At 72.5% G+C, this 22,169-nt stretch carries 21 protein-coding genes; 3 read left to right on the top strand and 18 right to left on the bottom strand.

Translation table 11 applies throughout. The features are described 5' to 3' along the window. From ispG to GA0070213_RS16680, 6 genes are all read right to left on the bottom strand, one after another. Positions 1–856 (bottom strand): flavodoxin-dependent (E)-4-hydroxy-3-methylbut-2-enyl-diphosphate synthase (ispG, locus tag GA0070213_RS16710; protein WP_091064494.1); only part of this gene is annotated, 856 nt, incomplete at its 3' end. Positions 857–865: 9 nt separating this feature from the next. Continuing rightward, on the bottom strand, positions 866–2,113 hold the full coding sequence (locus GA0070213_RS16705; protein WP_091064324.1) for a M50 family metallopeptidase: 1,248 nt from the start codon (positions 2,111–2,113) through the stop codon (positions 866–868). Next, positions 2,110–3,324 (bottom strand): 1-deoxy-D-xylulose-5-phosphate reductoisomerase, encoded by a 1,215-nt coding sequence (gene dxr / locus GA0070213_RS16700; RefSeq protein ID WP_091064321.1) that lies wholly within the window; start codon positions 3,322–3,324, stop codon positions 2,110–2,112. Before dxr ends, GA0070213_RS16705 begins: the two co-directional genes overlap by 4 nt. Before the next feature lie 32 nt (positions 3,325–3,356). Next, on the bottom strand, positions 3,357–3,989 hold the full coding sequence (locus tag GA0070213_RS16695) for a Uma2 family endonuclease (RefSeq protein WP_091064317.1): 633 nt from the start codon (positions 3,987–3,989) through the stop codon (positions 3,357–3,359). 270 nt (positions 3,990–4,259) lie between these two features. After that, the gene (locus GA0070213_RS16685; RefSeq protein ID WP_175441362.1) at positions 4,260–5,489 is read right to left on the bottom strand and encodes a PP2C family protein-serine/threonine phosphatase; all 1,230 of its coding nucleotides are present in this window, start codon (positions 5,487–5,489) and stop codon (positions 4,260–4,262) included. A 58-nt stretch (positions 5,490–5,547) separates the two neighbouring features. Further along, positions 5,548–6,093, bottom strand: coding sequence for a GNAT family N-acetyltransferase (locus tag GA0070213_RS16680; protein WP_091064314.1), 546 nt, complete (start codon positions 6,091–6,093; stop codon positions 5,548–5,550). Between the two features lie 51 nt (positions 6,094–6,144). On the opposite strand from GA0070213_RS16680, the gene GA0070213_RS16675 reads away from it, so the two are divergent. Next, complete coding sequence (locus GA0070213_RS16675; RefSeq protein ID WP_091064310.1) at positions 6,145–6,990, top strand: YhjD/YihY/BrkB family envelope integrity protein; 846 nt, start codon at positions 6,145–6,147, stop codon at positions 6,988–6,990. Positions 6,991–6,992: 2 nt separating this feature from the next. Here GA0070213_RS16675 and GA0070213_RS16670 read toward each other — a convergent pair whose 3' ends face one another. Next, positions 6,993–8,162 (bottom strand): alkaline phosphatase PhoX, encoded by a 1,170-nt coding sequence (locus tag GA0070213_RS16670; RefSeq protein ID WP_091064306.1) that lies wholly within the window; start codon positions 8,160–8,162, stop codon positions 6,993–6,995. Positions 8,163–8,256: 94 nt separating this feature from the next. Further along, on the bottom strand, positions 8,257–8,682 hold the full coding sequence (locus tag GA0070213_RS16665; protein WP_091064487.1) for a 50S ribosomal protein L7/L12: 426 nt from the start codon (positions 8,680–8,682) through the stop codon (positions 8,257–8,259). A gap of 68 nt (positions 8,683–8,750) precedes the next feature. On the opposite strand from GA0070213_RS16665, the gene GA0070213_RS16660 reads away from it, so the two are divergent. Continuing rightward, on the top strand, positions 8,751–10,346 hold the full coding sequence (locus GA0070213_RS16660; RefSeq protein WP_091064302.1) for a phytoene desaturase family protein: 1,596 nt from the start codon (positions 8,751–8,753) through the stop codon (positions 10,344–10,346). Positions 10,347–10,399: 53 nt separating this feature from the next. Here GA0070213_RS16660 and GA0070213_RS16655 read toward each other — a convergent pair whose 3' ends face one another. After that, positions 10,400–11,035, bottom strand: a complete 636-nt coding sequence (locus GA0070213_RS16655; protein ID WP_175441371.1) for a TMEM175 family protein — start codon at positions 11,033–11,035, stop codon at positions 10,400–10,402. A gap of 107 nt (positions 11,036–11,142) precedes the next feature. After that, positions 11,143–12,723, bottom strand: coding sequence for a Rieske 2Fe-2S domain-containing protein (locus GA0070213_RS16650; protein WP_091064295.1), 1,581 nt, complete (start codon positions 12,721–12,723; stop codon positions 11,143–11,145). A 259-nt stretch (positions 12,724–12,982) separates the two neighbouring features. Between GA0070213_RS16650 and GA0070213_RS16645 the strand changes: the two genes are divergently transcribed. Then, on the top strand, positions 12,983–13,207 hold the full coding sequence (locus GA0070213_RS16645; RefSeq protein WP_091064291.1) for a DUF2631 domain-containing protein: 225 nt from the start codon (positions 12,983–12,985) through the stop codon (positions 13,205–13,207). A 71-nt stretch (positions 13,208–13,278) separates the two neighbouring features. Here GA0070213_RS16645 and GA0070213_RS16640 read toward each other — a convergent pair whose 3' ends face one another. The 8 genes from GA0070213_RS16640 to GA0070213_RS16605 form a co-directional block, all read right to left on the bottom strand. Further along, entirely contained in the window at positions 13,279–14,469 is a 1,191-nt protein-coding gene (locus tag GA0070213_RS16640) for a DivIVA domain-containing protein (RefSeq protein WP_091064287.1), read from the bottom strand. Positions 14,470–14,491: 22 nt separating this feature from the next. Beyond that, positions 14,492–15,637, bottom strand: a complete 1,146-nt coding sequence (gene rlmN, locus GA0070213_RS16635) for a dual-specificity RNA methyltransferase RlmN (protein ID WP_091064283.1) — start codon at positions 15,635–15,637, stop codon at positions 14,492–14,494. Positions 15,638–15,741: 104 nt separating this feature from the next. Next, a complete protein-coding gene (locus tag GA0070213_RS16630) occupies positions 15,742–17,013 on the bottom strand; it encodes a phosphatidate cytidylyltransferase (RefSeq protein ID WP_091064279.1) in 1,272 nt (423 codons plus the stop codon). A 259-nt stretch (positions 17,014–17,272) separates the two neighbouring features. After that, the gene (gene frr, locus GA0070213_RS16625; protein ID WP_091064274.1) at positions 17,273–17,830 is read right to left on the bottom strand and encodes a ribosome recycling factor; all 558 of its coding nucleotides are present in this window, start codon (positions 17,828–17,830) and stop codon (positions 17,273–17,275) included. Between the two features lie 86 nt (positions 17,831–17,916). Continuing rightward, positions 17,917–18,684 carry a UMP kinase gene (pyrH, locus tag GA0070213_RS16620; RefSeq protein WP_091064271.1) on the bottom strand — a complete coding sequence of 256 codons (768 nt, stop codon included), beginning with the start codon at positions 18,682–18,684 and terminating at the stop codon, positions 17,917–17,919. Positions 18,685–18,839: 155 nt separating this feature from the next. Continuing rightward, positions 18,840–19,667 carry a translation elongation factor Ts gene (gene tsf, locus GA0070213_RS16615; RefSeq protein WP_091064266.1) on the bottom strand — a complete coding sequence of 276 codons (828 nt, stop codon included), beginning with the start codon at positions 19,665–19,667 and terminating at the stop codon, positions 18,840–18,842. 126 nt (positions 19,668–19,793) lie between these two features. Next, the gene (rpsB, locus tag GA0070213_RS16610) at positions 19,794–20,693 is read right to left on the bottom strand and encodes a 30S ribosomal protein S2 (protein ID WP_091064264.1); all 900 of its coding nucleotides are present in this window, start codon (positions 20,691–20,693) and stop codon (positions 19,794–19,796) included. Between the two features lie 361 nt (positions 20,694–21,054). Further along, positions 21,055–22,065 carry a hypothetical protein gene (locus GA0070213_RS16605; protein ID WP_091064261.1) on the bottom strand — a complete coding sequence of 337 codons (1,011 nt, stop codon included), beginning with the start codon at positions 22,063–22,065 and terminating at the stop codon, positions 21,055–21,057. Positions 22,066–22,169: the final 104 nt, after the last annotated feature.

The following is a 22,169-nucleotide window of genomic DNA, read 5'->3' as shown; positions in this document are numbered from 1 at the left end:
GACCGCAGGACGGACAGGACACGATCTCCAGGCCACGCTCGCGCAGACCCAGCGACTCCAGGATCTGGTTACCGACCTTGATCTCCTCCACCGGCGGCGCGGACAGCGACACCCGGATCGTGTCGCCGATCCCCTCGGCCAGCAGCGCCCCGAACGCCACCGCCGACTTGATCGTGCCCTGAAACGCCGGACCCGCCTCCGTCACACCCAGGTGCAGCGGATAGTCGCACCGCTCGGCGAGCTGCCGGTAGGCGCGGATCATCACCACCGGGTCGTTGTGCTTCACCGAGATCTTGATGTCGCGGAAACCGTGCTCCTCGAACAACGAGCACTCCCACAACGCCGACTCCACCAACGCCTCAGCCGTGGCCCGCCCGTACTTGGCCAACAGCCGCTTGTCCAACGAACCGGCGTTCACCCCGATCCGGATCGGCACCCCCGCATCCCCGGCGGCCCGCGCGATCTCCTTCACCTTGTCGTCGAACTGCCGGATGTTGCCCGGGTTCACCCGCACCGCCGCGCAACCCGCGTCGATCGCGGCGAACACGTACTTCGGCTGGAAATGAATGTCCGCGATCACCGGGATCTGCGACTTACGCGCGATCGCCGGCAACGCCTCCACATCGTCCTGCGACGGCACCGCCACCCGCACGATCTGGCAACCCGACGCGGTCAACTCCGCGATCTGCTGAAGCGTGGCGTTCACATCGGAAGTCAGGGTCGTGGTCATGGACTGCACCGACACCGGCGCACCACCACCGACCGGCACCGAGCCGACCATGATCTGACGACTCGCCCGACGCGGGGCCAACGGCGGCGGCGGTACGGGGGGCATACCGAGACTGACAGCGGTCACTTCAGGCACTCACCTTGAGAAGAGCGTGATCGGGTTGACCACGTCCGCGGTGACGGTGAGCAGCGTGAACACGCCACCGACCAGGATCACCGCGTACGTGAGGGGCATGAGCTTGAGATAGTCGACGCGCCCCGGGTCGGTGCGGCCGATCTTGGAGTAGAGCCAGGACCGGGCGCGCTCGAACCAGGCGATGGCGATGTGACCGCCGTCCAGGGGCAGCAGCGGCAGCAGGTTGAACACGCCGATGAAGAAGTTGAGCGACACGAAGAGCATGAAGAACACCAGCCAGGCGTTGTTCTCCACGGCCTCGCCGCCGAGCCGGCTGGCGCCGACCACGCTGATCGGGGTGTCCACGTCGCGCTCCGCGCCGGTGATCGCGTTCCACAGCGCCGGCACCTTCTGCGGGATGCGCTGCATGGCGTGCGCCGTCTGCACCGCCATGTTGCCGGTGAAGTCGGCGGTGGCGCCGAACGCGGCGACCGGGCCGTACTCCACCCGGGTCGGGGTGCTGGGCTGGAGCGCCACGCCGAGCGCGGAGACCGCCGAGGTGGCGCCCTTCGGGTCGTCCAGCGGCGGGCGCTGCACCGAGGCCAGGTCGACGGTGGCCGTGGCCGGGGTGCCGTCGCGCAGGTAGGAGACGGTGGCCGGGCCGGGCTTCGTGCCGCGGACCACGTCGAGCATGTCGCCCCAGGTGGAGACCGGCCGGCCGTTCACCGCGGTGATCCGGTCGCCGTCCTTGAGCTGGGCCGTGCCGGCCGGGCTGGCCGGGTCGGAGGAGGTGCAGGCGCGGGCCGCGTTCTCCACCACCACGCACGGGGTGAGCGCGATCACCGCCGGCTCGGCCCGGAAGCCGGCCTCGGTGGTGGGGAACTTCGGGTTCGGCAGGCCGGCGCTGACCGCGATGATCCAGAGCGCCACCAGCGCGATGGCGAAGTGCATCGCGGAGCCGGCGGACATCACGATCGTCCGCTTCCACACCGGGTAGCGCCACATGGCGCGCTTCTCGTCGCCCGGCTCGACGTCGTCGTCCTGCGGGGTCATCCCGACGATCTTGCAGAATCCGCCGAGCGGGATGCCCTTGACGCCGTATTCCGTCTCGCCGCGCTTGAACGACCAGAGCGTCGGGCCGAAGCCGACGAAGTAGCGGGTGACCTTCATCCCGAACGCCTTGGCGGTCATCATGTGCCCCGCCTCGTGCAGGCTCACCGAGATGAGGATCGCCAGGGCGAACAGCACCACCCCGAGCAGATAGCTCATCGAGCTCCTTCCACCGACCCGACGATGATCTCCTGGGCGTGCGCCCGTGCCCACGACTCGGCGGCGAGCACGTCCTCGACGGTACCTGGTTCGTCGAAGTCGGGAGCGTCGTCCAGCACCCGCTGGAGGGTGTCGACGATGCCGAGGAACGGCAGCCGGTCCGCCACGAACGCGGCCACGCACTCCTCGTTCGCCGCGTTGTAGATCGCCGGGCGGCAGCGCCCCGCCTCGCCGGCCGCCTTGGCCAGCGCCACGGCCGGGAACGCGGCGTCGTCGAGCGGCGCGAACTCCCAGGTGTGGGCCGTGGTCCAGTCGACCGCGGCGGCCGCCTCGGGCACCCGGTCCGGCCAGCCGATGCCGAGCGCGATGGGTAGCCGCATGTCCGGCGGGCTGGCCTGGGCGAGGGTGGAGCCGTCGACGAACTCGACCATCGAGTGGATCACCGACTGCGGGTGCACCATCACCTCGATGTCGGCGTAGGGCACGTCGAACAGCTCGTGCGCCTCGATCACCTCCAGCGCCTTGTTGACCATGGTGGCGGAGTTGATCGTGACGACCGGGCCCATGTTCCAGGTCGGGTGGGCGAGGGCCTGCTCCGGTGTGACAGCGGTCAACTCGTCGCGCCGCCGGCCCCGGAACGGGCCGCCGCTGGCGGTGACCACGAGCCGGCGCACCTCGCCCCGGGTGCCCCCGCGCAGGCACTGCGCCAACGCCGAGTGCTCGGAATCAACGGGAACGATCTGCCCCGGTCGGGTCACCGCGGCCTTGACCAACGGGCCGCCGGCCACCAGCGACTCCTTGTTGGCCAGGGCGAGGGTACGCCCGGCGCGCAGCGCGGCCAGCGTCGGCGGCAGGCCCAGCGAGCCGACCACACCGTTGAGCACCACGTCGCACGGCCACTGCGCCAGCTCGGTCATCGCGTCCGGCCCGGCCACGATCCTGGGCAGCTTGAAGTCGCCGGTGGCCCAGCCGCGCCGGCTCGCCTCGGCGTAGAACGCGAGCTGGAGGTCCTGCGCGGCGGACGCCCGGGCCACGCCGACCGCGTCCACGCCCAGCTCCAGCGCCTGCGCGGCGAGCAGCTCCACGTTGCCGCCGCCGGCGCCGAGGGCGACCACCCGGAACCGGTCCGGGTTGCGCTTGACGATGTCGATGGCCTGGGTGCCGATGGAACCTGTCGAGCCGAGCAGCACGAGATCTCGGGGAGTGGTCACCCGCCCATTGTTCCCCAGCCCCGCCCGACGCCTCACCCGGCCTGTTCCGGTGCCTCCTCGCCGAGCAGGTCGCCCGGGTCGACGGTGAACTCGAACGGCTGCCGCATCACGAAGGGAGTGCCCGCCGCCGCCGCGGCCAACGGCCGGTAGTCGCCGTCGACCAGCTCGAACAGGGCGATGGTGGGCACCCGGTTCCGCAGGTCGACCCGGAGGAAGTACGGCACGCCGACGGCGGCGTACTCCCGTGGCCGGTCGATCACGTCCTTCCGACGGTTACCCGGGGAGACGATCTCGCCGAGCAGAACCGCATGACGAATGTCCATCGTCGTTCGTCCGCCCCCGGGAACGTCGAGGATGACGATGTCTGGGATGAACAGGTCATTATCCGAGACGACGTTGCTCTCCAGGTAGAGCCAGAGCTTGGCGCGTCGGGCGGCCTGCTTCAGCAGGTAGGCCAGGTCGAGTTCGGCGTCCTGGTGGTCATAGCCGGCATGTGGTGTCACGATCACGCTTCCGCTCAGGACCTCGACCTTCGGGCCATTGGTCTCCGGTAGGAGATCGAGAGCGAGCTGCGCGGTCCACGGCTCGTCACGCCAGCGGAGCACGTCGAACGACGGCTCGGCGGGCTGCGGTGCCGGCTCGGGCGCGAATGCGGCCTGGGCCATCGGGCTCACCCCCTCAGCGGGTAATCGTGCTACCACCCACCCTAGCGGCGCTGTCCCGCTCAGCCCGGCTCGCACACGTGGTCCGTCGTGGCCTGCTCAGGAGATGACGCCATCGCGCCGCGCGCGGTAGAGATCGGCGAGAAAACGGGCCGACTCGCAGTCGCTGCTCCAGCGGCCGATCGAGCCGGAGGAGATCGCCACCATGGTGACGTACCTCGCCTCCCCGCTCGCCCCCGCGACCACCGGTGCGGCGGTCCGGGTCGACGGCGGCTACGTGGACGCGATCGTCCCGTGGGGCACGGTGAGGTGCTCCAGGTGCGCCAACGGCAGGTGCGGCGGCTGCCACTCCAGGAACAGCGCGGTGGCGTCGTCGTCGAGTTCGTCCTGCTGGTGGGCGAGGACCGCGCGTACCAGCCGGCGCATCGTCTCCGGGCTGGGCAACTGGTCGTTCAGGGCCCGCTCGACGAAGTCGACCAGCCGGTCCAGCCCGAACCGTTCCCCGTCGTCGCTGCGCGCGTCGGTGATGCCGTCGGTGTAGGCGAGGATGCGATCGCCCGGGTGCAGGCCCTCCTCGTGCACCCGCGGACGCCTCGCCGACAGGTTGCCCAACCCGAGCGGCAGCGCGGTCGGCCCCGGCAGCGCCCGGACCGCCCTGCCGTCGCGCAGCAGCATGGCGCCGGGGTGGCCCGCGTTGATGATCCTGAGCAGGCCGGTCCGCCGGTCGAGCTCGGCGAGCAACGCGGTCGCGAACGTGCCGGGGTGCTCGGAGCGCACCCACCTGTCGATGCTGATCGCCGTGTCGACCAGGTCCAGGCCGGTGCGTCGGGCGTTGCGGTAGGCGCTGACCACGAGCGAGGCCAACGCGCTCGCCTTGATGCCGTGCCCACAGGTGTCGAAGAGCCCGACGCTGAGCACGTCGCCGTTGAGCGCGTAGTCGAAGACGTCCCCGCCGACGTCGTAGCAGGGTTCGAGGATCGCGGTGATCACCAGCTCGTCGGTCGCGAACGTCAACGGCGGCAGCAGCCCCCACACGATCTCGGCGGCGACCTGCATCGGAAGGCGGCGGCGGACCCGTTCCACGACGTCGCCGTAGAGCCGGCGGTTCACCAGGAGCTGGGCGACGGCGACCGCCACCTCCCAGGCCGGCCGGTCCAGCGCGGGGTCGCCGGCGGCCGGCGACACGATCTCCAGCACCCCCAACCGTTCACACCCGAGCAGCAGGGGCACCCAGAGCCGATCCGGGTGGTCGGGAGCGCGCTGCACCTGGAGGCTGGTGAACGCCCGGCCGGCCAGGGTCGTCTCGATGGTCAGCTCGGCCCGGGGCGGGCCGGGGCCGACCAGGGGTACGAGTGAAGACTGCGTGTAGTCGGCGAGGTAGATCACGATCTCGGTGGCGCCGACGGCCGGCGCGGCCCGGCTCACCAGGAGCGACAGCTCGTCCGGCCCGCCACGGGGCGCGTTGAGGTGCAGCCAGCGCGCCGCATCGCCGCCGTCGACCAAAGCGCACCTCCCCGTGTCCCCACCACCGTAGGGAGGCCGACGGCAAAGCGCCAACGAGCTAGACGGGGCGATCCAGGACGAACGTCTCCAGCTCGGCGCCGCCGTACCAGTCGGTCCGGACCCCGACGGGGGTCATCCCGAGTCGCCGGGCCACCGCGACGGACGGCTCGTTGCCGGCCATCACCACCGCGAACACCCGGGGAGTCCCGGTGGTGAACTCCCGCTCCAGCACCGCCCGGGCCGCCTCGGTGGCGTAGCCGTGGCCCTGGGCGTCGGGGTGCAGGTGCCAGCCGACCTCGATGTCGTCGGTCGGGGTGACGCCGTCCCGGCCCGGCAACGGCTTCAGCAGCACGCTGCCGGCCGCGCAGACCGCCGCGCGGGGCTCGATCGCCCACAGGCCCCACCGACCGTCGTACGGGGCGTTGCGCTCGCGCCAGGACCGCACCCGCTCCACCGCCTCCGCCGGATCGGTCAGCCGCCCCTTGCCGCCGCCCAGCCAGCGCATGACCTCCTCGCGGGAGTAGATGTCGTAGACCCGGGCGAGGTCGTCGGGTGACTCGGTCCAGTCCCGGACGACGAGCCGCTCGGTCGAGACAATCATCATGACGCCGGATCGTAATGCGTGGCCGGGCAGCGCACAGGGAACGAGGGGGCGATGGGCGACGGCTGGCAACGCACGAAGCGGATCACCTCGGCGGCGTTCCGGCCGGTCCGGGGGCGGGACCTCTCGCTGCACGCCGCCGCGATCACTTTCTACGGAGCGGTCGCCGTGGTGCCGGTGGCGCTGCTGGCGATCTGGCTCACCGGGCTGCTCGCCGGCGCCGACCGGGTGCGCCGGCTCACCTCGTACGCCATCGAGACGCTGCCCACCGAGATCGGCGCGGACCGGGCGGTGGCCGCGCTCGTCGAGGCCGGGTTGGGGCTGACCCCGCTGCTGGCCCTCGCCTCGCTGCTGCCGGCCTCGCTCTACGGCGAGGGACTGCGCCGGGCGTTCGTCTCGGTGGCCGAGCCGCGCGCCGAGTCCGGCGCGCTGGTCGGCTGGCGCGGCCGGCTGCTGCTGCTCCCGCTGCTCGCGCCGGCCCCGGCGCTGCTGCTGTCGATCCTGCTGGCGCTGCCGCTGACCACCCGGCTGGTGCGGCAGGGCGGCTGGATCGGCGCGCTCGGCGTGGTGCTGTCGTTCCTGGCGGTCTGGCTGGTGCTCACGCCGGTGCTGGTGTGGGTGTTCCGGGTGGTCGGCCCGGCCTCCCCGGACTGGCTCGCCACGCTCGGCATGGGCTCGTTCACCGCCGCGAACCTCTCCGGCTTCCTGCACGGCTTCGTGCTGTTCTGCTCGCTGCCGCTGAAGCTGGGCGTGCCGTTCGGCGGGTTCGACGAGATCGGCGGCGGGGTGGCCGTGCTGCTCTGGCTCTACCTGTTCCACGTGATCGTGCTGGCCGGTTACTCGGCCACGCTGGCGCTGGGCCGGTGGCGGGCCGCCCGCCTGGCGGCCCGCCCCGGATAGGGTCAGCGCCGGAACGGGCCGCGAACCTCGTACGTGATGCCGCCGCTGCCGGCCTTGGCGCCGCTGACGCCGCGCTGGGAGGAGAAGTAGAGCCGGCTGCCGTCCGGCGAGAACGCCGGGCCGGTGATCTCCGAGGCCGGCTGCCCGAGCAGCCGCGCGAACGGCGTCACCACCCCGGCCGGCGTGATCATGTTGATCTCCATGTCGCCGCCGTCCTCGGCCACGTAGAGGTCACCGCCCGCGGTGCCGGTGATGTTGTCCACCCCGGTCAACGGCGCCGCGCCGGCCTCCACCAGCGAGTCGTCGTACGCGAGGTCGAGGCGCTGCCCCACCGCGTCGTACGCCCACACCCGGTTGTCGCCCTTGGTGGTGAACCAGCAGGTGTCGTCGGCGTACCAGCAGCCCTCCCCACCGTCGAACGACTGCGCCCCGCGCACCTGGAAACGGGTCGGCACCGGGAAGCCGTCCCGATCGGGCAGGTCCTGCCAGGTCACCGCCCCGGTCACCTGGCCGTCCCGGGCGCAGAGCACCTGCACCCGGCCGGTGCGCAGGTCGCCCCAGGTGTCCGGGACGAAGCGGTAGAAGCAGCCGTCCGGCTCGTCCTCGGTCAGGTAGACCACCTGCCGGACCGGGTCGCAGGCCGCCGCCTCGTGCTTGAAGCGGCCCATCCGGGTCCGCTCCTCGCCGGACCGGCCGCCGGCCGGCCAGGTCTCGAAGACCCGACCCAGCGGCACCTCCTCGCAGGAGAGCCACGTCCCCCACGGGGTGGGCCCGCCGGCGCAGTTGGTGCTGGTGCCGCTCAGGATCCGGTAGGCGGCCGCGACCGAGCCGTCGGCCGCGAAGCGCATCGCCGAGGCGCCGCCGACCAGCGGGACCTCCGAGTTGGAGACGTAGATCCAGCCGTCGCCGGCCGGGAAACAGGCGCCGCCGTCGGGCGCCCAGTGCCAGACGTACGAGGTGCCGGGCACCCGCTGGCCGGACCGGGCGACCACCCGGCCGGTGAAGCCGGCGGGCAACTGGAGGCCGTTGGCGTCGGCGGCCAGCAGGTCACCGTAGGGGCCGGGACCGGGCTGGGCGGGCGCGGCCGGCGCGGCGGCGTCGGCCCAGAGACTGCCGGCGAAGGCGGTGCCCCCGGCGACGGAGACGGCGCGCAGGACGGTACGACGGTCCATCGGTTGACCTCCCGGGGTGGCGGTTGGCGCTGCGTCGACCGTAGCCCTCGTTCGGCATCGACCGCTGCCGCTGCGTGGTGAACGCGCGGTGACGTCAGAGCCGATCCACGTACCGCTTCGCGTCCGCCAGCGACCACCTCGTGTGCTCCCGTACCAGCTTGACCGCGTGGATCTTCTTCCCGGCGCGCACGAGCCGGGTCGCCTCGGCGCGCACCCCGTCGTCGACGCCGGGCGCGGCCAGGTCACCGGATCGGGCCGGCAGTGTGCCGCCTGCCCGCAACGCGTCGACCGCCTGCTTCGCCTCCAGCAGCGGCAGGCCGGTCTGCTCGCGGAGCAGCTTGACCGCCTCGACCGTGCGCCCCGCGCGGGCCAGCCGGAGCACCTCCCCCTGCCCACCGCCGGTGGCCGGGTCCGGGGCGACCAGGTCCCGGGGACGGCCGCCGGCCCGCCGGAGCACGAACACGAGCAGCAGCAGGACGACGAGCACGACCAGGAGCGCGAACTGGACAGCCTCGGGCATGCCGGCCACGGTAGCGGCCCGCCGCGAACCCTCCCGCCACGGTCCGCCCGCCAGTAGGCTGCGCGGGCATGAGCGAATCGAGTGAGCTGCCGGCACGCGCCGACGTCGTCGTGGTCGGCTCCGGGCACAACGGCCTGGTCTCGGCGATCCTGCTGGCCCGCGCCGGCCTCGACGTGCTGGTGCTGGAGGCCGCCGACGTGATCGGCGGGGCGACCCGCACCGAGAACCCGTTCCCGAAGGTGCCCGGGCTGCGCCACTCCACCGGGTCGTACCTGCTCGGGCTGATGCCGCCGGAGCTGCTCGCCACGCTCGACGTGACCATCCCGGTGGTGCGCCGCGACCCGCACTACTTCCTGCCCACGCCGGGCGGGCCCGGCTCGCCGTACCTCCTCTTCGGCCGCGACACCGCAGCCACCCGGCGGCAGCTCACCGACATGTTCTCGGCGGCCGACGTGGCCGCCGACGACGCGCTCCAGGCCGAGCTGGCCCAGCTCCGCGACGACCTGGCGCCGGCCTGGCTGGCCGAGCCGCTGCCGGTGGAGGAGACCGCCGAGCGCTACGTCCGGCCGGCCCTGCGGCAGGTCTTCGTCGACCTGGTGCGCGGCTCGGTCGCCGACCACCTGGCCCGCTTCGACTTCCGCTCCGAGCTGCTGGTCAGCATGTACGCGGTGACCGACGGCCTGTCCGGGCTCAACGCCGGGCCGGACGACCCGGGCACCGGGCACAACTTCCTGGTGCACAACATGTGCCGGCTGCCCGGCGCGGACGGCACCTGGATGATCGCCGAGGGCGGGATGGGCACGGTGTCGCGTACCTTCGCCGACGCCGCCCGGGCCGCCGGCGCCCGCATCGTCACCGGCGCCCCGGTCACCGCGATCACGCTCGACTCCGGCGCCGCGTCGGGCGTGGTGCTGGCCGACGGTCGCGAGGTGGCCGCCCGGGTGGTGTTGGGCGCCTGCGACCCGTACCGGCTGATGGAGCTGCTGCCCGACGGCGCGCTCCCGGCGGAGCTGGGCGCGCGGATGACGGCGGTCCGCCGGCCCGGCACCACACTCAAGCTCAACCTGGCGCTCACCGGGCTGCCCCGCTTCTCCTGCCTGCCGGCCGACGCGCCGAGCCCGTTCGGCTCGACCATCCACCTGCTGCCCGGCTCCGACTCGCTGGTCGGCGCCGGCGGCGCGTCGCCGATGGCCGCGCTGCGCGGCATGTGGGCCGACGTGCGGGCCGGGCGGCTGCCGGACGAGCCGACCGTCGAGTGGTACCTGCACACCACCGTCGACCCGTCGCTGCACGACCCCGCCGGGCACCACTCGTCGGCGCTGTTCGTCCAGTCGGTCCCCTACGAGCTGGCCGGCACCACCTGGGACGCGGCGCTGCCCGGCTACGTGGAGAAGCTGGTCGCGATCTGCGAGCGGTACGCGCCGGGCACCGGCGACCTGATCGCGGACGCGGTGCCGTTGCCCCCGCCCGGCATCGAGGCCCACTTCGGCATCACCGGCGGGCACATCCACCACGTCGACAACACGGTCTCGTTCACCGACCGGATGCCGTACGCCACCGGCGTGGACGGCGTCTACGCCGGCAGCGCCGGCTGCCACCCGGCGGGCAGCGTGATCGGCGCCGCCGGCCACAACGCCGCCCGCCGCATCCTCGCCGAGATGTAAGGAGGGGCCCCCGGTTAACGCCTCCGGTAGAGCAGGGGCCCCCTGTTGACACCTCACGACGAGGCGGCCTCCTGGCCGGCGCGGGGGAGATCGCCGGGGCCGCGGATGACGTAGAGGCCGACCAGCAGCAGGTACGCCAGCAGGCTGAGGACCGGGTCCACGAACACCACCGCGAACGCGACCAGGTAGAGCAGCGGACCGAGCCGGAACCGGCGGGCCACCGCCCGGGCCAGGCGCGGGTCGAGATCCGGGTGCAGCAGGCCGCGCCTGCGCGCCCACCACCAGCTCAGGTTGAAGAAGAGCGCCTCACCGAGCACCGTGCCGACGTAGAGCGCGGCGGTCAACCGCTGGTCGCCGGGCGTGCCGCGCAGGTTGTCCGCGAGCAGGTTCGCGGTGAACGGGATGGCCGCCACGAACATCAGCAGCAGCAGGTTCAGCACCAGCAGCATCTGGTCGACCCGACAGACGTACCGCCACATGTTGTGGTGGGTCAACCAGACCTGACCCACCACCGCGAACGTGATGACGTACGCCAGGTAGGCCCGCCACTCGTGCGCCAGCGCGGCCGGCAGCCCATGGTCGTCCGGCGCGTCCGGGCCGAACTGGAGCAGTTCGACGGCCATCAGCGTGAGCACGATGGCGATCACGGCGTCGCTGAACGCCTCCACCCGGGAGGCGTCCCGCGCCATCTCGCTGCTGCGCCCGAACCGGTACTCCGGCTCCCTGTCCGCACCCGTCACGCCGCCCCCTCACCAGTGATGGTCGCGTGCCGGGGGCGGCGGGCGGGGCGAAAGCGTCAGATGAGTGCGTCCCCGGCCGGCGCCGGAGTCTCCTCGTCGGCCCGGTGGGCGCGGATCTTGTGCCCGACGCTGGTCAGGCAACGGCCGCTGGCCAGGTCGAACTTCCAGCCGTGCAACTGGCAGGTGAGCTGGTCGCCGTCGACGATGCCGAACCGGCTCAGGTCCGCCTTCAGGTGCGGGCAGCGTCGCTGCACCACCCAGCCGTCGAGCGTGATGTCCTCGGCGTCGACCGCCCGCTCGTGCTCGTCGTACCAGCCCTCGGCGTACTGGAGGCGCTCCTCGGAGAGGCACTTGAAGAACGCGTAGACGAACTCGTTGTACTGGCCGATGCGGGCCGCGGAGAACCGGCAGGAGAGGAAGAGCGAGTTGACCCAGTCGACCTCGCCGATGTGCAGCAGGTGCTCGATCAGCGCCCGCTCGGTGCGGAACCGGTAGCGGACCTTCTCGTCCGCGTACGGCCGGACCTCCTTGCCGGGGAAGTCCACCACGATGGATTCGACGTCGACGCCGTCGTAGCCCACCAGGTCGAAGCGGACCGGACCGCCGACGCCCTTGGCCAGGTAGATCGACTCGTCGAGCAGCGGCTCGATCCGCCGCTTCATCTCGCCCAGCACGTCGATCTCGGGGTGCCGCCAGGACGCCTTCTCCGCCTCGATGATCGGGCGCTTGCGCTCGCGCATCTCCTCCAGGTGGGCGACCTTGTTCGCGAAGAACTCCTCGACCGGCACCGGGTGGGTGGTGGTCGTGCCCTCGGTGGTGACCTCGGCGACGCTGCCCGGCAGCAGCACGATGCCGTTGGTGCCGCCGACCTTCGCGTACTCGGACAGGAAGACCGACTGGTCGGGGAAGATGTTGCCCTCGTCGCCGAAGATGTCGTTGAACTGCCACAACTCGTCGTCGAGGAAGCACGGCGGGCCGGCGATCGGGAAGACGTTGTCGGCCTTCAGGTCGTCGATGTAGCGCCAGGTGCGGTCGAACTGCCGGTCCCGCTTCTGCTTGCCGAACGCGGTCTTCGCCGACTGCGGCAGCTCGTAGACCATCGGGTACCAGATCGCGCCGGAGAACTGCAGCATGTGCGCGTGCACGTGGCCCAGCTCGGCGAAGACGGTCAGGTCGGTGGGCCGGGCGTCGTTCTGGTTGAGCAGGCGGACGCCGTCGTACTCCACCCACAGCGACGAGTCGCCGATCGGGCCGTCGGTCGGGCTGGTCAACGCCTGGATCATGATCTTCAGCCCGCCGGGCAGCTCCACGACCTGCTCGTTCGGGGCCTTCAGGAACTTGGTGAAGCCCAGCTCCCGCAGCTCGTCCTCCATCTCGGAGGTGGGGAACTCGGGCAGCAGGACCGTCGCGTCCTTCGAGATCACGTCACGCAGGTGCGCGGCGTCGAAGTGGTCCCGGTGCAGGTGCGACACGTACAGGTAGTCGACCTGACCCAGTGTCGCCCAGTCGAGCTGGGAGTTGTCCGGGAAGGGGAACCAGGACGCGAAGTAGGCGGGGTTGACCCACGGGTCGCACAGGATGCTGCCCGCGGGCGTGTCGATCCGCATGCTGGCGTGGCCCGTACCGGTCACTCGCACCGTAGTCCCCCTCGAAAAAGGCATCAGGCGTACGCCCCGACGCTACCGGAGACAGTGTGGCCGCCGTCCCGCGACGCCCGTAGTGCCCGTCGGCCCGGCCGGGACAGGCCCAACGGCCCGGGCCGGGCTACCCGCTCCGCGCGCCGGCCCGCGTCGCCCGCGCGGGTCATCCACGCCCCCTCCGGCCGGACCCTGCGCCGGGCCCGCCACGGGGCGTGCCAGACTAGCCGGAGATCCGATCGCGAGGGAAGGACCGACAGTGGCAGGAGACGAGCCGGTAACCGCGCCAGATCAGCACAAGCCGGGGCACCGCAAGTCCGGGCGGATCGGTGCGGTGGTGTCGGCGGTGGCCCTGGTGTTGATGGCGCTCTGCGGCACCGAGCAGGGCCGGGTGGAGCACATCTGGCTGTTCGGGATCGCCGCGCTGCTGCTCGCCATCGTCATCGGCGACGCCGTGCTGCGCCGCAACGGCCTGCGGTCCTGACGCACGGCGCCAGCGGTACGCAAAGGGCCCGCCCCCGGCCGGGGGCGGGCCCTTTCGCCGTCGTGGGCGGGTCAGCGGCCGAGCAGGATGTCCTGGACGTCCTTGAGCGCGGCGTCGACCTCCGCCTCGAAGTAGCCGCCGGGCACCAGCCCGAAGCGCAGCGTGTCGAGGTCCTTCGGGTTCACCGGCATCGCGTTGCGCCCCTGCATGCCGCCGAGCAGCGTCTCGAAGAAGCGGTCGACCTGGTCCGGGTCGTACCCGCTGCCGAACCGGCGGACCTGGAAGCTGCGCCGGATCTGGTCGACCCGGTGCAGGTCGCTGCCGGGCGGGCCGGCCATCGGCGGCCCCACCATCGGCGGGCCGGCGGCCGGCGGACCGACGAGCGGCGGACCGGTCATCGACGGGCCACCGCCGTAGCCCTGGTCGGGCGGGCCGTAACCCTGATCCGGCGGGCCGTAACCCTGCTGCGGCAGCGCCGGCGGGCCGGCCGGACCGCGCCCGCGCAGCTCACGCAGCTCACGCTCGGGCATCCGGATCTCCGCGGTCATGTCGGCACGACCGTGCCGGCCGGCCTCGAAGCCGTCGAAGCGGTCGCCCGGGCCGCCGTACCCACCCTGGCCGGGCTCCGGGCCGTAGCCACCGCCCGGGGTCGGGTCCGGCGGGCCGTAACCACCCGGGCCGGCGTCCGGCGGACCGTAACCGCCCGGACCGGGCGGCAGGCTGCGCGGCGGCGGGCCGCCGTGCCCGATCGGGGCACCCGGGCCCATCGGGCCCGGACCGGCCGGGCCGCGAGGCGCGTCGTAGCCGCCGCGCGGACCGTCGTACCCGCCGGCGAACGCGCCGGTCGGCTCGTCGTAGCGGTTGCCGTAGCGGTCGACCGGCGGGCCGGCCTGGGCCGGCATCTGCCGGGGCGGCATCGGCGGCTGGGGCACCGGGGACAGGCCGCGGTCGTCGCGCATCGGCGGGCCGAGCCGGTCGGCCATCCGGGGATCGCCACCCCGCCCGCCGGCCGCGCCGGAGCGCTCCTCCAGCTCGGCGAGCTGCCGCTCGACCCGGTCGAGGTGCAGGTCGACCTGCCACTCGTCGTAGCCGTTGAAGCGGACCCGGAAGACGACGTCGTGGACCTCCTGGGAGGCGACGGGCGCGCCGACCGGCTGGCCGTCGAGGGTCGCCTCGACCCGGTCCAGGAAGGCGTCCACCTCGTCGACCTTGTATCCCCGACGGAGCGCCTTCCGCCGGAAACGCTGACCCTGACTCGCCACTATGTCTCCTGGTCTCGTACCGCTACGCCGTTGCCGCGCGGGGGTCGCTGTCCGTTTCCTCGGCCGCGGCGAGCTGCCCACACGCCCCGTCGATCTCGCGCCCCCGGGTGTCCCGCACCGTGGTGGACACCCCGGCGTCGCGCAACCGCCGGACGAACTCCCGCTCGACCGGCTTCGGGCTGGCGTCCCAGCGGCTGCCCGGGGTCGGGTTGAGCGGGATCAGGTTCACGTGGGCCAGCTTGCCGGCCAGCAGCCGCCCGAGCAGATCGGCTCTCCACGGCTGGTCGTTCACGTCCTTGATCATCGCGTACTCGATGGACACGCGACGCCCCGTCGTGGCCGCGTAGTCCCACGCCGCGTCCAGCACCTCGGACACCTTCCAGCGCTGGTTGACCGGGACGAGTTCGTCGCGCAGCTCATCATCGGGGGCGTGCAGCGACAACGCAAGGGTCACCGAGAGGTCTTCGCTGGCCAGTCGGCGGATGGCCGGGACCAGCCCGACCGTGGAAACGGTGATGTGCCGTTGGGACAGGCCGAGCCCCTCCGGCGCCGGCGCGACCAGCCGGCGGATCGCCGCGATCACCCGGGCGTAGTTGGCCAGCGGCTCCCCCATGCCCATGAACACCACGTGCGACAGCCGCGGCGGTGAGCCGGCCACCGCCCCGGAGGCCGCCACCCCGGCCAGGTAGACCGCCTGGTCGACGATCTCCGCGGTGGAGAGGTTGCGGGTCAGCCCGGCCTGACCGGTGGCGCAGAACGGGCAGGCCATGCCGCAGCCGGCCTGGCTGGAGATGCAGACGGTCACCCGGTCCGGGTAACCCATCAGCACGCTCTCCACCAGCGAGCCGTCGTGCAGCCGCCAGAGCGCCTTGCGGGTCGCGCCGTCGTCGCAGGCCAGCTCGCGCACCGGGTGGAGCAGGGTGGGCAGCAGCGTGCCGGCCAGCTTCTCCCGGGTCGCCGCCGGCAGGTCGGTCATCCGCTCCGGGTCGCGCACCAGCCGGCCGAAGTAGTGGTTGGAGACCTGTTTGGCGCGGAACGCCGGTTCGCCCAGCTCGGTGACGAGTGCCTGCCGACCCGGCAGGTCCAGGTCGGCGAGGTGACGGGGAGGCATCGCGGGTCGACGGCCGCGGCCGTCGGGGTCTACGGAGATCAGTGGGAGGCTCGTCATGGCGCGTCCAGTCTGACACGGGTGCGGCGGGACGCACCGATCCGTGGGGGCCGAATCGCCCCCGACCGGCCGGTTGGCCCCGCTTCGCGCAGGTGATCCATGCCTCAGCCCACCACCGGCACGAACACCGCGAGCAGCAGGTATGCCGTCGGCACCGCGAACAGGATGGAGTCGAGCCGGTCCATCAGGCCACCGTGACCGGGAAGCAGGTTGCTCATGTCCTTGACGCCCAGGTCCCGCTTGATCATCGACTCGGCGAGGTCGCCGAGCACCGCGGCGCAGGAGATCGCCACCCCGAACAACGCACCCCACCACGGGGCCACCTCGAACAGCAGCCACAGCAGCAGGGCGCTGCCCACCGCGGCGGCGGTGACCGAACCGGCGAAGCCCTCCCAGGACTTCTTCGGGCTGATCTTCGGGGCCATCGGGCGCTTGCCGAAGGCCACCCCGGCGGCGTACCCGCCGGTGTCGGAGAGCACCACGGCCACCAGCGTGACCAGCACCCGCAGGTGACCGTCGTCGGGCGCGGCCGCGAGCAGGGCCGCGAAACCGGCGAGGAACGGCACGTAGACGACGATCAGCGTGGCCGCGGTGAGGTCACGCTGGTAGTTGCCGGGGCCGTCGCCCAGCCGCCAGATCATCGTGCCCAGCACGGTCACCAGCAGCCCGAGGCAGAGCGCGTCCGGGCCGGCGAACCAGGCCAGGCCGACCATGATCACCCCGCCGGCCACCAGCGGCACCAGCGGCGGGTGGGCGCCGCTGCGACGGACCGCCCGGGCCATCTCCCAGGTGCCGATCGCCACGGCGGCGGCCAGCACGGCGAGGAACGCCGGCAGGAAGAAGAAGAGCGGCACCACGATCGCCGCGCCGAGACCCAGCCCGACGCCGATCGCCGCGGGCAGGTTGCGCCCCGCCTTCGACGAACGGGGTGCGGTGGTCGGCGGGCGCTCGGCGCTCGCCCGGCGACGCCCCTTCGACCGGCGACCGGACGGCGGCTCGGGCGCCGGCTCGTCGCGTACCGCCGGGAGGTGGTCGGTCGGCTCGTCCCGCACCGGCGCGATCTGCGCGGTGGGGAACTCGTCGTCCGGTCGGTCGTACCCGTCGGGGCGGTCGACGCCGCGCGGGCCGCGACCGCCGGGCGGCGGTCCGTCGTGGGGCCGCGGACCGCCGGGGTAGGGGTCCGTGTCCGGGCGGGCGTACGCCTCCCGGTCAACCGGCCGGGTGTACGCCCCGGCGTCGGCGGGCCAGGCGTCCGGGCCGGGAGCGGGCCGCTGCCACGGGCCGGGCTCCAGGTCGGTCTCCGGCCAGGGCAGGGCCGGGGCCGGACGGTCCCAGCCACGCGGCTCGGTGCTGCCGTAGGGGTCGGGGTGGGACATCACGCACCGGCAGACGGTACGGAAGCCACCACATGACGCAAGACCAAGACCATCCCCTACCGGCGTGAGACTTCCTGTTGAGCGGCCGACGGCCGGGCGACTCCCGCCGTTCACCCGGTGGTGGTCGCCGAATCGTGCCGAGCCTACTGCACCCGGGAGGCGGCGAGGGTGGACGCCGGCCGGGCACGACGACGGCACCGGGCCGCCGCCCGGATGCCGGGCGGCGGCGGCGCGGTGCCGTGTGGAGTACGCGGGCCGCTCAGACCTCGAGCAGCTCGCTCTCCTTGTGCTTGATCATCTCGTCCACGGTGGCGACGAAGCGCTGGGTCAGGTCGTCCAGGTCCTTCTCCGCGCGCCGACCCTCGTCCTCGCCGACCTCGCCGTCCTTGACCAGGCGGTCCAGCTCTTCCTTGGCCTTGCGGCGGATGTTGCGGACGGCGACCTTGGCCTCCTCGCCCTTCTGCCGGGCGACCTTGATCATGTCCCGCCGCCGCTCCTCGGTCATCTGCGGCAGCAGGATGCGCAACTGGTTGCCCTCGTTGTTCGGGTTGACCCCGAGGTCCGAGTCGCGGATCGCCTTCTCCATGGCGTTCAGCTGCGAGTTGTCGTACGGCTTGATGATCACCATGCGCGGCTCGGGCACCGCGATGGACGCCATCTGCGGCAGCGGGGTCGGGCTGCCGTAGTAGTCGATGACGATCCGGGAGAACATGGCGGCGTTGGCGCGACCGGTGCGGATCCCGCCGAATTCCTCCCTGGCGTGCTCGATGGCACGCTCCATCTTCTCCTCCGCCTCGAGGAGGGTGTCGTCGATCACCGGTCTCCTCGCCTCCTTCTGTCGCTCGTCGTGGGCTGTGCTCTCAGGCTGTGGCAGAGGACCGCTGCCGGTCCGGCGGGACCGCGTCAGGCGGTGATCAGCGTGCCGATCTTCTCACCGCCGACGGCCCGGACGATGGTGTCGTCGCCCTGCGCGCCGAAGACCAGCATCGGCAGGCCGTTCTCCATGCAGAGGCTGAACGCGGCGGCGTCGGCCACCCGCAGGTTGCGGCGCAGCACCTCGGAGAAGGTGATCGAGTCGAGCTTGCTCGCGGTCGGGTCGATCCGGGGGTCGGCGGTGTAGACCGCGTCCACGCCGTTCTTGCTCATCAGCACCACGTCCGCGCGGATCTCCAGCGCCCGCTGGGCGGCCACCGTGTCGGTGGAGAAGTAGGGCATCCCGGCGCCCGCGCCGAAGATCACCACACGGCCCTTCTCCAGGTGCCGGATCGCGCGCAGCGGGATGTAGGGCTCGGCGACCTGGGCCATGGTGATGGCGCTCTGCACCCGGGTCTCGATGCCCTCCTTCTCCAGGAAGTCCTGCAACGCCAGGCAGTTCATCACCGTGCCCAGCATGCCCATGTAGTCGGCGCGGGCCCGGTCCATGCCGCGCTTCTGCAGCTCGGCGCCGCGGAAGAAGTTGCCGCCGCCGACCACCACGGAGACCTGCACGCCGCGGCGGACCACGGTGGCGATCTGCCGGGCGATGCCCTGCACGACGTCCGGGTCGACGCCGATCGCGCCGCCGCCGAAGACCTCACCGGAGAGCTTCAGCACCACCCGGCGGGACCGACCGGGCGGAGGGGCGGTCGGGTCGTCCTCCGCCAGGCTCCGGTCACTCACAACCTGCGTCATCCGCCCCGCCCCTTCTCCCCGCGCAACGCGCGGGCATCGCGTAACTGCCCCTGCCGACCCTATGTGACGAGGAGGCCGCGGTGCCTGTCGCGTACACCTGCGGCCTCCTCGTCCACGTTCCCCCTGCGCCCGGGCCCAGCGGCCCGGGCGGCGGCTCAGGCCTGGCCGACCTCGAACCGCACGAAGCGGGTCACCTCGATGCCGGCCTCGGCCAGCACCTGCTTGACGGTCTTCTTGTTGTCGGCGACCGCCGCCTGCTCCAGCAGGACGAAGTCCTTGAAGAAGGAGTTGACCCGACCCTCGACGATCTTCGGCAGCGCCGCCTCGGGCTTGTTCTCCTCGCGGGCGGTCTGCTCGGCGATGCGCCGCTCGGACTCGACCGTCTCGGCGGGCACCTCGTCCCGGGTGAGGTACTTCGGGCGCATGGCGGCGATCTGCATCGCGACGCCACGGGCGTCCGCGTCGGCCGCCTCGTCGGTCTTGCCGGAGAACTGCACCAGCACGCCGACCGCCGGGGGCAGGTCCTGGCTCTTGCGGTGCAGGTAGACGGCGGTGGTGCCGTCGAGCTTGGCGAAGCGGTTGAGCACCAGCTTCTCGCCGATCTTGGCGGACTGCTCCTGGATCAGGTCGGCCACGCTCTTGCCGTCGATGCTGCTGGCGAGCAGCTCCTCGGCGTTGGTGGCGCCGCTGGTCACGCCGTGCTCGACGAGCTGCTGGGCCAGCGCGATGAAGGCGTCGTTCTTGGCGACGAAGTCGGTCTCGCAGTTGAGCTCGAGCAGCGCCTGGCCGGAGTGGGCGACGAGACCGTTGGCCGCGGTGCGGCCGGCCCGCTTGCCGACATCCTTGGCACCCTTGACGCGCAGGATCTCGACGGCCTTGTCGAAGTCGCCCTCGGCCTCGGTCAGCGCCTTCTTGGAGTCCATCATGCCGGCGCCGGTGAGGTCCCGGAGCTTCTTGACGTCCGCGGCGGTGAAGTTGGACATGACTCTCTCTTCGGTGTCAGTGAGGTGGTCTGGGGTGCTGCTTACCCGTTCCGGGCCGGTGCTGCCCGGCGTACCCGTCGCGCCCCACCGCCCGGGAACCCGGACGGTGGGGGCGCGACGGCGAGATCACTCGGCGGCGGCGGTCGCCGGCTGCTCGGTGGCCTTCTTCGGCTCCTCGGCGGCGGCGGGCTGCTCGGCGGCCGGCTGCTCGGCGGCGGCGGGCTGCTCGTCGGCCTTCTTCGGCTCCTCGAGCAGCTCGCGCTCCCACTCGGCCAGCGGCTCGTCGGCGCCGACCTGGCCCGCCTCGGGCTTCTCGTCGCCGCCCCGGTTACGGCCGGAACGGGCGATCAGACCGTCGGCGACGGCGGCGGCGACGACCTTGGTCAGCAGCTCGGCCGAGCGGATGGCGTCGTCGTTGCCCGGGATCGGGAAGTCGACCTCGTCCGGGTCGCAGTTGGTGTCGAGCACCGCGATCACCGGGATGCCCAGCTTGCGGGCCTCGTCGACGGCGATGTGCTCCTTCTTGGTGTCGACGATCCAGACCGCGGCCGGAAGCTTCTGCATGTCCCGCAGGCCACCGAGGGTGCGGGTCAGCTTGATCTTCTCGCGGGAGAGCTGGAGGGTCTCCTTCTTGGTGTAACCGGCGGCGGTGCCGCTCAGGTCACCCAGGGCCTCCAGCTCCTTCATCCGCTGGAGCCGCTTGTACACGGTCTGGAAGTTGGTCAGCATGCCACCGAGCCAGCGGTGGTTGACGTACGGCTGGCCGACCCGGGTCGCCTGCTCGGCGATGGCCTCCTGGGCCTGCTTCTTGGTGCCGACGAACAGGATGCTGCCGCCGCCCGCGACGGTGGTGCGGATGAACTCGTACGCCTTCTCGATGTAGTCGAGGGTCTGGCGCAGGTCGATGATGTAGATACCGTTGCGCTCGGTGAAGATGAAGCGCTTCATCTTCGGGTTCCAGCGCCGGGTCTGGTGCCCGAAGTGCACACCGCTCTCCAGCAGCTGACGCATGGTCACGACGGCCATGGTGGGTACTCCTACTTTGTCCCTGGTTGTCCGTCCGGCCGGCGGCCGGACGCCTGGCGCCCGGTCGCCGGCCAGGGTGGGCCCGGGTGAAGAACCGGGACCAGGGAGGCCGTCGCCCCACGGAATGATCGTGGAGAGGGCACGCGAGGTCGACCGCGCGAGGCGGTCGCCAGTTGACAAGTGTACGCGCCGTCTCCGCACCTCGGCCCCGGGGTGCACGGTCCCCCTTGATCTACTCCAGGCTCGCCTGGGGGGCGGCTTGATCCACTCCAGCTCGGGGAGGTGACGGCATCACGGCGGCGGGGATGCCGCCACCTCGGCGTACCGGTGTGGATCAAGCGGGCCCGGGGCCGCTTCCGGGTCAGCGGGCCGCGAGGGCGGCGGCGACGAAAAGCACCAGACCGACGGTCAGGTAGGCGGTCGGCGGACGCAGCCAACCCCGGCTGCCGTCGGCGAGCGCCAGCCCGCCGGTGCGCAGCCCGTACAGCCCGGCGCCGAAGATCGGCAGGCCGACCACCAGGAACGTGCCCACCACGACGTGCGACGTCGACACCGGGTCCCCGACCAGCCCGTGCAGCAACACCCGCACCGCCGGCACCTCCAGCACCAGCACCAGCGCCGCCAGCAGCACCGCCAGCGCCGGACGCCGGGTCCGGTAGACGCCGTCACCCGGCGACGGTGTGTCCGGACGGGGAACCAGCGCCGGCATCGGGCCGGTCGGCATCTCCAACGGGTTCACCGGCGCCGCCGGGTCCGCCGGGCCGGTCGGCCGCTCCCCCACCGTCAACGGCGTGGCCGCGCCGGGACCGGTCCGGCCCCCCAGCGAGATCTGCGTCCCACCGGACGTGGCGGGCTCGGCCGACCGGCCGGTGTCCACGATCGGGTAGCCGCCCAGCGGACCGGGGCGGGCCGGATCGGCGCTCCCGGCGAGGGCGTCGGCGCCCCGCGCCCCGAGCCCGTACGGGTCGGTGCCGCCACGGGCACCGGTGAGCGGATCGGCCACGCCGGCCGACGGGTTCGCCGCCCCGCGCGACGCCGTGCCGAGCGCGTCGACGCCGCTGCGGGACACGATGTCCTCACCACCGGCGGCCTCACGGGCCGCCCGGCGACCGGCGCGGCCGGGCAGCTCACCGGAGACCTCCGGGTCGTCCGGGCGCTGCGACCGCCAGCCACTGGTGTCGTCGACGAGCGGGTCGGCCGCGGAGTACGCGCCGTAGCGACTCTCGCCGGCGCGCTGCTCCGGGGCGCGGTAGTCGTCGTCGCGGTAGCGCGGCTCGCCGGTGGCGCGCCAGTCCGACTCGTACCCGCGGTCGCCCCACCGCGGTTCCTGCTGATCCTCAGGGTAGCTGCGTCGTCCGTCCACGACCGGCACGGTATGCGACCGCCACCAGCGACGCCATTCGGGCCAGTCGGGCTGGCAGATCAGCTCGCAGCGGCTGTCGCGCGCTCATTCGATACTTCTCGTGGCGGTGGGGG

Origin of the sequence: Micromonospora humi (assembly GCF_900090105.1) — a bacterium.
Lineage (GTDB): Bacteria > Actinomycetota > Actinomycetes > Mycobacteriales > Micromonosporaceae > Micromonospora > Micromonospora humi.
Note: the sequence above shows the minus strand (reverse complement) of the source record. Positions and strands in the feature narration are given on the sequence as shown.